Raw genomic sequence first — 11,869 nt, forward strand, 5'->3', positions numbered from 1 at the left:
AACCGGACAACTGTCCACTCACTGGAAACGTAACGGACAGTTGTCCGCTTAGCAAGGTCGGTATTCGGCCACGCACCCGGAAGGAGGACGAGTGCCGCAGTCGAAGAAGGACAAGCCGGACACTCCTCTGCGCTCGGACGCCCAGCGCAACCGCGAGCGCATCCTGGCCGTGGCCACGGAGGAGCTGACGCAGTGCGCGAACGCCCCGCTGAGCGGCATCGCCAAGAAGGCGGGGGTCGGGCAGGGCACCTTCTATCGCAATTTCCCGAACCGCGAGGCGCTCGTCCTGGAGATCTACCGCTACGGGATGCAGCAGGTGGCCGACGCCGCGCCCGAGATGCTGGCCACCCGGGAACCGGACCGGGCGCTGCGCGAGTGGATGGACCGCCTCGCCGAGTTCGCCATGACCAAGGCGGGTCTGGCGGACGCGATCCGGTTGGTCACCAGCGCACCCGGAGCGCCGGAGAAACCGCGCCCCACGCCGCTGGAGGACGCGGCCGAGCTGCTGCTCCGCGCCAACCACGAGGCGGGCACGATCCGGCCCGGACTGACCGGGGACGACTTCTTCCTCGTCCTCGGCGGGCTGTGGCTGGTCGCTCCCGGGGAGGACTGGCAGTCGCGGGTCACCCGGTTCCTGGATGTCGTCATGGACGGCCTGCGGGCCGGAGCACCGGGCCGGTGACCGCGCCCCGGAAGCGGTAGCGGCGCTCGGGCCGGCCCGCCACGCCGTAGCGCAGGGAGACCTCGGCGCTGCCCACGGTGTGGAAGTACTCCAGGTAGCGGCGGGCGCTGACCCGGGAGATGCCGGTCAGCGCCGCGCACTCGCTGGCGGACAGGGTGCCGTCCGCCTCGCGCAGGGTGCGCTCCACCAGGTCCGCGGTCTCCACGCTCATCCCCTTGGGCAGCGCGGGGACCGGTGCCGCCTGTGCCGCGGCCCCGGCCAGTACCCGGTCGACGTCGGCCTGGCTGCGCACCACCGTGCCGAGCAGCCGGCCCCGCTGGACGGCGTAGCGCTCCAGCCGCACCCGCAGGTCCTCGAACTCGAAGGGCTTGAGGAGGTAGTCGACCACGCCGTGCCGCACGGCGCCGCGCACCGCGTCCGCCTCCCGGGCGGCGCTGATGACCATGACGTCGCAGTCGTGGCCCGCGGCGCGCAGCCGTGGGATGACGTCGAGGCCGAACACGTCCGGCAGGTACAGGTCGAGCAGGACCAGGTCGGGGCGCAGTTCCCCGACGGCGGCCAGCGCCTGCTCCCCGGTGCCGGCGACCCCGACGACCCGGAAGGGCTCGACCCGTTCGACGAACGCGCGGTGGACCCGGGCCACCATGAAGTCGTCGTCGACCACGAGCACGCCGACCGGGGCGGCGGCACAGGTCGTCTCCGGGGGCGCGGCGGTCGCGGTCGCGTCGGACGTGCCGCTCGTAGCCGTCATGGTGCTGCTCCTTCCGCCACCGCGTCGGTGAGGTGGCTGACGGTCATGCGTGCGGTGAACATGGCCCCCTCGGGGGTGTTGGTCACCGAGATCTCACCGCCGTGACGTTCGCAGACCAGCCGGGTCAGCGCCAGGCCGATGCCCCGCTCGCCCTGCCGGGCGGCCTTGGTGGTGAAGCCGTGCGAGAAGACCTCCCGGGCCAGTTCGGGCGCCACTCCGGGCCCGGAGTCGCGGACCACGATCTCGACGCTGGCGGCGTCCTGCCGCAGCTCGACCTCGACCCAGGCCTCGTGCGCGTCGTCCAGGGTGGCGGCGGCGTCCACGGCGTTGTCGACGAGGTTGCCGAGGACGGTCGCCACGTCGGCGGCGTCCGCCGGCTCCAGGCGGTCCAGGGCCGTGCGGTCCGAGACGCGCAGGGCGACCCGGCGCTCGGCCGCGAGGGAGGACTTCGCGGTGATCAGCGCCGCCACGGCGGTGTCCCGGACCCGGCGGCTGAGGGTGACGTCCAGGGACTGGCGGCGCTGGTTGAGCCCACGGATGTAGCGCACCACCTCGTCCTGCGCGCCGATCTGGATGAGCCCGGAGATGGTGTGCAACTGGTTGGCGAACTCGTGGGCCTGGGCGCGCAGCAGCTCGGAGGTGGAGCGGAAGGAGCCGATCTCCCGCTCCAGGCGGGCCAGTTCGGTGCGGTCGCGCAGGGTGGTGACCGAGCCGAGCGGGCGGCCGTCCTTGGTGACGGTCATGCGGTTCATGACCAGCACCCGGCCGTGGCGGACGACGACCTCGTCGCGCGGATCGGCCGTTTCGGAGGCGGCGCCGGCGAGGACGTCGCGCAGCCGGCCGTCGATGCCGAGCCCGTCCAGGCTCTGGCCCACGCAGTCGGCGGGCAGGTCGAGCAGGCGGCGGCCCATCTCGTTGACCAGGGTGAGCCGGTGCTGCGGATCGAGGGCGACGACGCCCTCGGCGATGCCGTAGAGCATGGCCTCCCGGTGCTCGGCGAGGCCGGCGATCTCGCGCGGCTCCAGGCCGAGGGTCTGCCGCTTGACGCGCCGGGCCAGCAGCCAGGAACCGGCCACGCCGAGGCCGCTGGCGATGCCGAGGTAGGCGAGGAGGTAGGAGGAGGCGCCGCTCAGGCGCTGCCACACCGTCGGATCGGCCTCGCCGACCATCACCGTGCCGAGCCGGCGGCCGAGGGTCTGCCGGGTGGCTCCGAGCACCGGGACCTGGGCGACGAGCTCCCGGCTGCCCTGCACCGTCAGCGGCCCCGACCAGCCGCTCGACACCCCGGCGCCCTTCCCGCGCGGCAGCCGGGCGCCGATCAGCGTGGGGTCGGTGGAGCTGACGACGCGGCCGTCGGCGTCGGCCACCGTGACGGAGGTGACCCCGGACTGGGTCTGCGTGGAGTTGACCAGCGGAGCGAGGGCTTCCTGCGGCACCGGGCGCAGCAACTGGCTGCGCACCAGCGGCGTGGCGGCCAGCTGCTCGGCCAGGGCGGTGACCCGGCGGCCCTCGACGCGGTTGAAGGTGGCCCTGGACTGGGCGAGCGAGACGGCGGCCACCGCGAGCAGCACGACCACGACGATGGCGAGCTGCAGGACCAGCATCTCGCCCGCGAGGGTCTGACGGCGGAAGGTGGGGGCCACGGCGGACTCGTTCTCGGATCACGGGGGGCGGGGGTGCCGGGTCGCCATCATGGCGCCCACCTGCGGCGAGGGAAAGGGATGTGCCTGCTTCGCAATGAACCGGCGATCCGACGGCGACGTCCGGCACACGGTTTTGGCGACCGCAATGAACACAACCTCCCTTGGTTCCGCAAGGAAGACAGACGGCGAGCGCGCGGGCACCATGTGGCCCACGTCACCCCCCCACGGGATTCCCCCACCGCTCCACCCAACCGCTCTACCCAACCGACAGGTGGTGTCATACGTGCGCCTGCGCACCCCCCTTGCCCTGCTCGGGGCCGCCGTGCTCGTGCTGGCCGGACCGCCGTTGCTCTCCTCCGGCGACGACTCGGACTCCGGCACCCAGATCCCGGGCCTGCGTTTCATGGTTCCCAACACGCCCGGCGGCGGCTACGACATCACCGCCCGCACGGCCGCGAAGAACGCCGAGGACGCCGGGCTCACCCACAGCATCGAGGTGTTCAACCTGCCCGGCGCGGGCGGCACCGTGGGCCTGAGCCGGCTGGTGAGCGAACACGGCAACGGCAAGCTCGCCATGTCCATGGGTCTCGGCGTCGTCGGCGCCGTCCGCTCCAACCACGCCCCCAAGACCCTCGCCGACGCCACGCCGATCGCGCGGCTCACCGAGGAGCAGGACGTCGTCGTGGTCGCCAAGGACTCGCCGTACAAGACGATCGACGAGCTGATCGGCGCCTGGAAGGAGGATCCGGGGAAGATCCCGGTGGGCGGCGGTTCGTCGCCGGGCGGGCCCGACCACCTCGCGCCGATGCTGATGGCGCAGGCCGCCGGGATCGAGCCGAAGTCGGTCAACTACATCCCCTTCGACGGCGGCGGCGAGCTGCTCGCCTCGATCCTCGGCAACAAGGTCGGCTTCGGGGTCTCCGGCGTCGGCGAGTACCTGGACCAGATCAAGGCCGGCGAGCTGCGGGTGCTGGCGGTGACCGGTCCCGAGCGGGTGGACGACCTCGAGGACGCGCCGACCCTCAAGGAGTCCGGCTACGACGTGGACTTCACCAACTGGCGGGGCATCGTCGCCCCGCCCGGACTGTCCGAGGCAGAGCGCAACAAGCTGATCCGCCTGTTCGAGGAGCTGCACGACTCGCCCGAGTGGAAGAAGTCGATGGACCAGAACGGCTGGGACGACGCGTTCCTCACCGGCGACGAGTTCGGCGACTTCCTGGACGCGCAGGACGAGCGCGTGGTGTCGGTGCTGAAGGAGCTGGGACTGTGACGACGCGGACCGAACTCCCCGAGGACCACGAGAAGCCGGCCGCCGGCCGCCGCTCGTGGCTGCGCGACCACTCCGAACTGGGCGTGTGCGCCCTGCTGCTGGCGCTCGGTGTGCTCGTGCTGACCGACGCGCTCACCATGGACGTCGACATCACCCAGCGCGGCCCGGTCGGCCCCAAGACCGTTCCGGTCGTGGTCGGCATCGGCCTGTTGGTGATCGCCGCGCTGCTCGCCGTCGACGTGCTGCGCGGCGGCCGGGGCGAGGCCGAGGGCGGCGAGGACGTCGACCTGTCCGAACCGGCCGACTGGCGCACGGTGCTGCTGCTGTCCGGGATCTTCCTCGGCGCCGCCGCCCTGATCGAGCCGGCCGGCTTCCCCGTCGCCGGGGCGCTGCTCTTCTGGGGCGCCGCCTTCGCGCTCGGCAGCCGCCGGGTGGACCACGATCCGCTGATCGCCGCGGTGCTGTCCCTGATCACCTATGTCGTCTTCGACAAGCTGCTCGGCGTGCCGCTGCCCGGCGGTCCGCTGATGGGAGTGCTCTGACATGAACGCCCTCAACTCCCTCATGGACGGGTTCGGCACCGCCCTCACCCCGCTCAACCTGCTGTGGGCCGCCCTCGGCGTGCTGCTCGGCACGGCCATCGGCGTGCTGCCCGGCATCGGCCCGGCGATGGCGGTGGCGCTGCTGCTGCCGGTGACGTACGGGCTGGATCCGGTCGCCGCGTTCATCATGTTCGCGGGCATCTACTACGGCGCGATGTTCGGCGGTTCGACCACCTCCATCCTGCTCAACACCCCCGGCGAGAGCGCCGCGGTGGTCGCGGCCATGGAGGGCAACCCCATGGCCAAGGCGGGGCGTGGCGCACAGGCGCTGGCCGCCGCGGCCATCGGTCACTTCGCGGGCGGCATGATCGGCACGATCCTGCTGGTGGCGCTCGCGCCGACGGTCGCCGACCTGGCCGTGGACATCGGCGCCCCGGACTACTTCGCCATCATGGTGCTGGCGTTCATCGCCGTGACGTCGGTGCTGGGTTCGTCGCGGATCAGGGGTCTGGCCTCGCTGCTGATCGGGCTGACCATCGGCCTGGTGGGCCTGGACCAGATGACGGGCCAGCAGCGGCTGACCTTCGGTTCGCTGCAACTCGCCGACGGCGTGGACGTGGTGATCGTGGCGGTCGGTCTGTTCGCCATCGGCGAGGCGCTGTGGGTGGCGGCCCACCTGCGGCGCGGGACGGCGGCACCGATCCCGGTGGGCCGTCCCTGGCTCGGCCGCGGTGACGTGCGGCGCACCTGGAAGTCCTGGCTGCGCGGCCCGTTCATCGGCTTCCCGTTCGGCGCGATCCCGGCGGGCGGCGCGGAGATACCCACCTTCCTGTCGTACGTCACGGAGAAGCGGCTGTCCAAGCACAAGGACGAGTGGGGCAAGGGCGCCATCGAGGGCGTGGCGGGTCCGGAGTCGGCGGCCTCGGCCTCGGCGGCGGGCACGCTGGTGTCCATGCTGACGCTCGGCCTGCCGACGACCGCGGTCGCCGCGGTCATGCTGGCCGCCTTCCAGCAGTACGGCATCCAGCCGGGGCCGCTGCTCTTCGAGCGGGAGCCCGAGCTGGTCTGGGGCCTGATCGCCTCGCTCTTCGTCGGCATGGTGCTGCTGCTCGCCCTGAACCTGCCGCTGGCGCCGGTGTGGGCCAAGCTGCTGCGGATCCCGCGGCCGTATCTGTACGCGGGCATCATGTTCTTCGCCGCGGTCGGCGCGTACGCGGTCGGCGGCGAGGTGATCGACCTGGTGATCCTGCTGGTCATCGGTCTGATCGGGTTCGGCATGCGGCGCTACGGTCTCCCGGTGCTGCCCGCCGTGATCGGCGTCATCCTCGGACCGAACGCCGAGCAGCAGCTGCGCCGCGCCCTGCAGATCAGCGACGGCAGCGTGACGGGCCTGGTCAACACGCCGTTCTCGGTGACGGTGTACGCGGTGATCGTGCTGCTGCTGGCCTGGCCGCTGGTGAAGCGGCTGGTGCTCCGGGCGAGGACGCGGACGGACGCCTCGTCCCGGGCCTGATCCCCGGCCCGGTCCCGGCACGTCCGGGTGCTCAGGAGCGGTGCGTGCGGCCCGGTACGTCGATCCCGTACCGGGCCGTCCTGCGATACAGGGTGGCGCGGCTCATCCCGAGCTGCCGCGCCGCCTGGGCCATCGTCGTACCGGGCTCGGTCAGGCAGCGCACGATCTCGTCGCGCTCCAGCTCCTGGAGGCGGCTCAGCCGGTACCGGGCGCCGGTGAACACCTCCGCCGGCAGGTGCCGCGCGTCGACCACGTCCGCCCGGGCCGCGGCGGCCCGCACCACCTTCCTCAGCTGACGTACGTTCTCGGGCCATTCGTACGCGGTCAGGGCCCGTACGGCTTCCGGTGTGAACGTCACGCCGTGGCCCCGGTGCCGACGTGCGAAGCGGTGGGCCAGCGGCATCACGTCGTCCGGGCGCACCCGCAGCGGCGGCACCTCGACGACGGTGTCGACGAGCGGGGCCAGCTCGGGCGGGAGCGCCGACCAGTCGGAGGCGGTCAGCGCGAACGGCTGCAGGCGGGTGCCCGCGCCGTGGCCCGTACGGCGGGCCCGGGCGAACAGCGCGGCCAGCTCGGCGGCGGCCCACCCGGGCAGGGCGTCCACCCGGGAGACGATGACGCAGGTGTCGTCCTTGGCCAGTTCCGGGGTCCACAGCGTCAGCCAGGCCCGCATGTCCTCGGGCGCCGGCGGGCGTGCCACGAGGACCCGCTCCCGTGGGGCGGTGCCCCTGCGTGCCGCCGAGATCAGCGCCGTCCGGCCCGCGCCCGGTTCCCCGACGGCCGCGAGCACCCTCCCCTCGGCGAGCGCCGAGCGGGCCGTCGCCACGCGCCGCGTCCACGCCGTGGACAGGGGGCGTTCGCGCTCGTCGTCCCGGTCGGTTCCGTCGGCGTACACGCGGAACACCTCGCCGCGCGGGAGGGGGCGGACACGGCGGCCGGAGCCGCGCGCCAGCATCAGGGCGGTGGTGCTCCCGGCGGTGGCCTGTGCCAGGGCGAGCAGGAGCTGCGAGGAGGAGTCCGACCAGGTGGTGAGGTTGACGGTGCCGGCGACGTCGCCGCTGACCGGGTCGAGGACCGGGGCCGCGGCGCAGGTGTAGCCGCGCAGTCCGGAGCAGAAGTGTTCCTCGGCCCGTACGAGTGAGGGGGCGCGGTCGGCGAGGGCGAGGCCGAGCCCGTTGGTGCCGGCGTTGGACTCGGCGAAGTAGAAGCCCGGGGCGAGGTGCACCCGGTCCAGGGAGCGGTCGATGGCGGCGTCCTCGCTGAGCCGGCACAGCACCAGGCCCTCGTGATCGGTGATCATCAGGCTCACCGGCTCGTTGGCCAGGGTGCGGCGCAGCCCGCGCAGCACCTCGTGACCGCATTCGTACAGCAGGGATCCGGTGTCCACCGAACCGGTGAAGACCGGCCGCATCTCCTCCGGCGTCAGTCCGTACGTCTCGCTGCGCCGCCACGAGGCCCGCAGGCGCGTGGGGAGCGCGGCGGCCGCGCCGCCTTGCCCGAGGGTGACGTCCGAGTGCGCGTTGTCCACTTCGACCTCCGCGGGACGCGTCGTTGCGTCGACCCGGGCCACGCTACTGGGCGACGGTCCGGATCTCGCCGGTCGCGGTGTCTCAAAGTGAGACACCCGACGGCTGCCGCCGCCCTCGCGCCGCTTCCTACGGTGCTCCACAAGCTGCCGGCGAGACGGAAGGGACGCCATGTACCGCAAGGACGGCGAGAACTACTTCATCGTGGACGCGCACGTCGCACTCTGGGACGCGCGGCCGGACAACCAGCGCAACATCCACGGGAAGCAGTTCATCGACTGCTTCTACGACTACCACCGCAACCTCAGCCCGGAGCCGGAGCTGTGGCCGTACGAGGACTACCTCTACTACGGCGGCGAGCGGCTGATGAAGGACCTGTTCGTCGACGGCCACGTCGACCACGCGATCTTCCAGCCGGCCCGGCTGGGCGCGTTCTACCGGACCGGGTTCGGGCAGACCGAGGAGGCCTTCGCGCTCACCCGCAAGCACCCCGGCAAGCTCACCTACAACCACTACTTCGACCCGCGCTTCGAGGAGGCGGGTCTCCGGCAGCTCCGCGAGGACGCCGCCCGCTTCGGTCTGAAGGGCGTCAAGCTCTACACGGCCGAGTGGAAGGGCGACTCGCGCGGCTACAAGCTGGACGACCCGTGGACCTACCGCTACCTGGAGGCCTGCCGGGAGCTGGGCATCCGGAACATCCACATCCACAAGGGCCCCACGATCCGGCCCCTGGACCGGGACGCCTTCGACGTGGCCGACGTCGACAAGGCGGCCACCGACTTCACCGACCTGAACTTCGTGGTCGAGCACTGCGGGCTGCCCCGCCTGGAGGACTTCTGCTGGATCGCCACCCAGGAGCCCAACGTGCACGCGGGGCTCGCGGTCGCGATCCCGTTCATGCACACCCGGCCGCGGTACTTCGCGCAGATCATCGGCGAGTTGCTCTACTGGCTCGGCGAGGACCGCATCCAGTTCTCCAGCGACTACGCGCTGTGGACGCCGAAGTGGCTGGTCGAGCGGTTCGTCGACTTCACGATCCCCGAGGACATGACGGACGAGTACCCGCAGCTCACCGTCGCGCAGAAGAAGAAGATCCTCGGCCTGAACGCGGCCGCCATGTACGGCATCGACGTGCCCGCCGAGGGCCGGCTGTCCGAACGGGCGGTGGCCTGACGTGTGGGCCGCACAGCTCGGGGCGGCGGCACGCGCCGCGCTCGACACCGTCCACGACCCCGAACTGGACGAACCGATCACCGACCTCGGCTTCGTCCGCTCCCTGACCGCCGACGACGGCCGGATCACCGTGCACCTGCGGCTCCCGACGTCGTTCTGCTCCCCGAACTTCGCCTACCTCATGGCCTCCGACGCCAAGGACGCGCTCAGCGCGCTGCCCGGCGCCCGTGAGGTGACCGTCCTGCTCGACGACCACCACGACTCCGACCTGATCAACCGGGGACTGGCGGCCGACGCCGGGTACCGCGGCACCTTCGGCCACGAGGCGGAGCGGGACCTGGAGGAACTGCGGGAGGTCTTCCGGCGCAAGGCGCACACGGCCGCGATGGAACGGGCTCTCAGCGCGCTGCTGCGCGCCCGGCCCGAGCTGTCCGGGGAGCGGCTCGGCGACGTGGTGCTGGGCGACCTGCCGGACACGCCCGCCGCCCGGGCGCTGCTGCGCCGCCGCGCCGCCCTCGGGCTCGGCACCGGGCCCGCCGAACCGGCCCTCGTGGACGACGCGGGCCGGCCCTTCCCGCCGGGGGAGATCCCGCTGCGCCTGCGGTTCGCCCGGTCCGTGCGCATTTCGATCGACGGCAACGCGCACTTCTGCCGCGGTCTGCTGCGCACCCGCTATCCCGGCTCCGGCGCCGACCAGGCGCCTCGCTCCGGCGACGACGGGAACCCGGTGGACGGCACACCCGCGGCGCCCGGCCGGGCATCCGCCGGGGCCCCATCGACCACGAAGGAGACCCTCGCATGAAGGCAGTCCAGGTCGTCGGCTACGGCGACCACCCGCTCGACAACATCCGCATGGCGGAGGTACCCGCCCCCGAGGTGTCCGGCCCGCACGACGTGATCGTGCGGATCGGCGGCGCGGGGGTGTGCCGGACCGACCTGCACATCCTGGAGGGGCAGTGGGCCGAGAAGTCCGGCGTCGGCCTGCCGTACACCATCGGACACGAGAACGCCGGCTGGGTGCACGCCGTGGGCAGCGCCGTCACGAGCGTCGCGGAGGGCGACAAGGTCATCGTCCATCCGCTGATGACCTGCGGGCTGTGCCGGGCCTGCCGGGCGGGCGACGACGTCCACTGCGAGCAGTCGCTGTTCCCCGGCATCGACACGGCCGGCGGCTACGCGGAGTACCTCAGGACGTCCGCCCGCAGCGTCGTCCGTCTCGACGACTCCCTCGAACCGGCCGATGTGGCGGCCCTCGCGGACGCCGGGCTGACCGCCTACCACGCGGCGGCCAAGGCGGCCCGGCGGCTGCGGCCCGGCGACCGCTGTGTGATCGTCGGGGCGGGCGGCCTCGGTCACATCGGCATCCAGGTGCTGAAGGCGCTCACGGCCGCCGAACTGGTCGTCGTCGACCGCAACCCGGAGGCCGTGAAGCTCGCCCGGTCACTCGGCGCCGACCACGGTGTCGTGGGCGACGGCGACCACGTCGAGCAGGTCCTGGAGCTGACCGGCGGCCACGGCGCCGAGGTCGTCGTGGACTTCGTCGGCGAGGGCGGCGCCACCCGCGACGGGGTCCGCATGCTGCGCCGGGCCGGCGACTACCACGTCGTGGGTTACGGCGAGAACATCGACATTCCCACGATCGACGTCATTTCGTCCGAGATCAACTTCATCGGTAACCTCGTTGGCAGCTACACCGACCTGTGCGAGCTGATGGTGCTCGCAGCGCAGGGCCGGGTAAGGCTGCACACGGCGACGTACCCGCTCGACCGCTTCCAGGACGCCCTGGCCGACCTGGACGCGGGCCGGGTCCGCGGCCGCGCCGTCCTCGTACCGTGACCGGGAGAACCGTCCCGGTCCCGCAATCACAGAAAGCGAAGACCATGATCTTCATCACGGCGAAGTTCCAGGTGCTCCCCGAACACGCCGACCAGTGGCCGGAGATCGCCGGCGAGTTCACCCGGGCCACCCGGGCGGAACCCGGCTGCCTCTGGTTCGACTGGTCGCGCAGCGTCGACGACCCCACGGAGTACGTGCTGGTCGAGGCGTTCCGCGACGACGAGGCGGGCGCCGCGCACGTCCAGTCGGCCCACTTCCGCGCCGCACAGGAGAAGCTGCCGCGCCACCTGGCCCGCACGCCGCGCATCGTGAACACGACGGTGGACCAGGAGGGCTGGTCGGAGCTGGGCGAGATGGCGGTGGAGTAGGACGCCGGGAGCCTGCGTACGGCGGCGCCGTCAGCGCTCGCCGTCGCGCAGCGCGCAGTGCGGCGTGAGGCGGCCCCGCCGGGCCGACTGCCGATCCACTGCGTCCAGGGCGGCTTCGGCGACTTCTTCGGGCGTACGCCCGTCGGTGGCCACGACGACCGTGGCCACCTCCTCGTACAGGTGCCGACGGGCCTCCATCAGCTCGCGCCACTGCTTGCGCGGATTGACCACCAGCAGCGGACGCGCCGCGTTCAGACCGGTCCGCTTGACGGCCTCCTCGACGTCCATCGACAGGTAGACGACCCGCTGCCCGGCCAGCAGCGCACGGGTGTCCGCGTCCAGGACCGCGCCGCCGCCCAGGGCCAGGACACCCTCGTGCCCGGCGAGCGCGCTGCGCACGGCCTCCTTCTCCAGGGCCCGGAAGGCGGCCTCGCCCTCGTCCACGAAGATCTCGGCGATGGTCCGTCCCTGGGCGGTGACGATGTCCTCGTCCGTGTCCCGGTACCCCGCGCCCAGCCGCTCGGAGAGCAGCTGCCCCACCGTGGACTTGCCCACCCCCATCGGT

12 protein-coding genes are annotated in these 11,869 nt (G+C 72.5%); 8 read left to right on the forward strand and 4 right to left on the reverse strand.

Annotated elements, in window-relative coordinates:
- Positions 1-91 precede the first annotated feature (91 nt).
- Positions 92-682: a TetR/AcrR family transcriptional regulator gene (locus K7854_RS23770; protein WP_226028588.1), complete on the forward strand. Its 591-nt coding sequence runs from the start codon at positions 92-94 to the stop codon at positions 680-682.
- Here the strand turns inward: K7854_RS23770 and K7854_RS23775 are convergent.
- Together K7854_RS23775 and K7854_RS23780 are read right to left on the reverse strand one after the other, a co-directional pair.
- Positions 645-1,433, reverse strand: coding sequence for a response regulator (locus K7854_RS23775; protein ID WP_226028589.1), 789 nt, complete (start codon positions 1,431-1,433; stop codon positions 645-647). The genes K7854_RS23770 and K7854_RS23775 overlap by 38 nt on opposite strands.
- Positions 1,430-3,076 carry a sensor histidine kinase gene (locus tag K7854_RS23780; protein WP_226028590.1) on the reverse strand — a complete coding sequence of 549 codons (1,647 nt, stop codon included), beginning with the start codon at positions 3,074-3,076 and terminating at the stop codon, positions 1,430-1,432. The genes K7854_RS23775 and K7854_RS23780 overlap by 4 nt, the downstream gene beginning before the upstream one ends.
- 283 nt (positions 3,077-3,359) lie before the next feature.
- Between K7854_RS23780 and K7854_RS23785 the strand changes: the two genes are divergently transcribed.
- The 3 genes from K7854_RS23785 to K7854_RS23795 are packed head-to-tail and all read left to right on the forward strand — an operon-like array spanning position 3,360 to position 6,401.
- On the forward strand, positions 3,360-4,346 hold the full coding sequence (locus K7854_RS23785) for a Bug family tripartite tricarboxylate transporter substrate binding protein (protein ID WP_226028591.1): 987 nt from the start codon (positions 3,360-3,362) through the stop codon (positions 4,344-4,346).
- Positions 4,343-4,888 carry a tripartite tricarboxylate transporter TctB family protein gene (locus tag K7854_RS23790; RefSeq protein ID WP_226028592.1) on the forward strand — a complete coding sequence of 182 codons (546 nt, stop codon included), beginning with the start codon at positions 4,343-4,345 and terminating at the stop codon, positions 4,886-4,888. Before K7854_RS23785 ends, K7854_RS23790 begins: the two co-directional genes overlap by 4 nt.
- Before the next feature lies 1 nt (position 4,889).
- Positions 4,890-6,401: a tripartite tricarboxylate transporter permease gene (locus K7854_RS23795; protein ID WP_226028593.1), complete on the forward strand. Its 1,512-nt coding sequence runs from the start codon at positions 4,890-4,892 to the stop codon at positions 6,399-6,401.
- 31 nt (positions 6,402-6,432) lie between these two features.
- Here the strand turns inward: K7854_RS23795 and K7854_RS37705 are convergent, their stop codons facing one another.
- Entirely contained in the window at positions 6,433-7,929 is a 1,497-nt protein-coding gene (locus K7854_RS37705; RefSeq protein ID WP_226028594.1) for an AAA-type ATPase lid domain-containing protein, read from the reverse strand.
- Between the two features lie 169 nt (positions 7,930-8,098).
- Between K7854_RS37705 and K7854_RS23805 the strand changes: the two genes are divergently transcribed.
- Genes K7854_RS23805 through K7854_RS23820 form a run of 4 tightly spaced genes read left to right on the forward strand, consistent with a single transcriptional unit; the run spans position 8,099 to position 11,304 of the window.
- The gene (locus tag K7854_RS23805; RefSeq protein ID WP_226028595.1) at positions 8,099-9,100 is read left to right on the forward strand and encodes an amidohydrolase family protein; all 1,002 of its coding nucleotides are present in this window, start codon (positions 8,099-8,101) and stop codon (positions 9,098-9,100) included.
- 1 nt (position 9,101) lies between these two features.
- Positions 9,102-9,902: an iron-sulfur cluster assembly protein gene (locus tag K7854_RS23810; protein ID WP_226028596.1), complete on the forward strand. Its 801-nt coding sequence runs from the start codon at positions 9,102-9,104 to the stop codon at positions 9,900-9,902.
- Positions 9,899-10,936, forward strand: coding sequence for an NAD(P)-dependent alcohol dehydrogenase (locus K7854_RS23815; protein ID WP_226028597.1), 1,038 nt, complete (start codon positions 9,899-9,901; stop codon positions 10,934-10,936). Before K7854_RS23810 ends, K7854_RS23815 begins: the two co-directional genes overlap by 4 nt.
- Before the next feature lie 44 nt (positions 10,937-10,980).
- Positions 10,981-11,304, forward strand: a complete 324-nt coding sequence (locus K7854_RS23820) for a putative quinol monooxygenase (RefSeq protein WP_226028598.1) — start codon at positions 10,981-10,983, stop codon at positions 11,302-11,304.
- 30 nt (positions 11,305-11,334) lie between these two features.
- Here the strand turns inward: K7854_RS23820 and K7854_RS23825 are convergent.
- A partial coding sequence (locus tag K7854_RS23825) for a shikimate kinase (protein ID WP_226028599.1) occupies positions 11,335-11,869 on the reverse strand: 535 nt, incomplete at its 5' end.

Source organism: Streptomyces hyderabadensis (genome assembly GCF_020404845.1).
GTDB classification, from domain to species: domain Bacteria; phylum Actinomycetota; class Actinomycetes; order Streptomycetales; family Streptomycetaceae; genus Streptomyces; species Streptomyces hyderabadensis.

Excerpts from the sequence above, each read along its gene's own strand:
- K7854_RS23775 (WP_226028589.1), bottom strand. The coding sequence starts at position 1,433 with ATGACGGCTACGAGCGGCACGTCCGACGCGACCGCGACCGCCGCGCCC.
- K7854_RS23795 (WP_226028593.1), top strand. The coding sequence starts at position 4,890 with ATGAACGCCCTCAACTCCCTCATGGACGGGTTCGGCACCGCCCTCACC.
- K7854_RS23805 (WP_226028595.1), top strand. The coding sequence starts at position 8,099 with ATGTACCGCAAGGACGGCGAGAACTACTTCATCGTGGACGCGCACGTC.
- K7854_RS23815 (WP_226028597.1), top strand. The coding sequence starts at position 9,899 with ATGAAGGCAGTCCAGGTCGTCGGCTACGGCGACCACCCGCTCGACAAC.
- K7854_RS23820 (WP_226028598.1), top strand. The coding sequence starts at position 10,981 with ATGATCTTCATCACGGCGAAGTTCCAGGTGCTCCCCGAACACGCCGAC.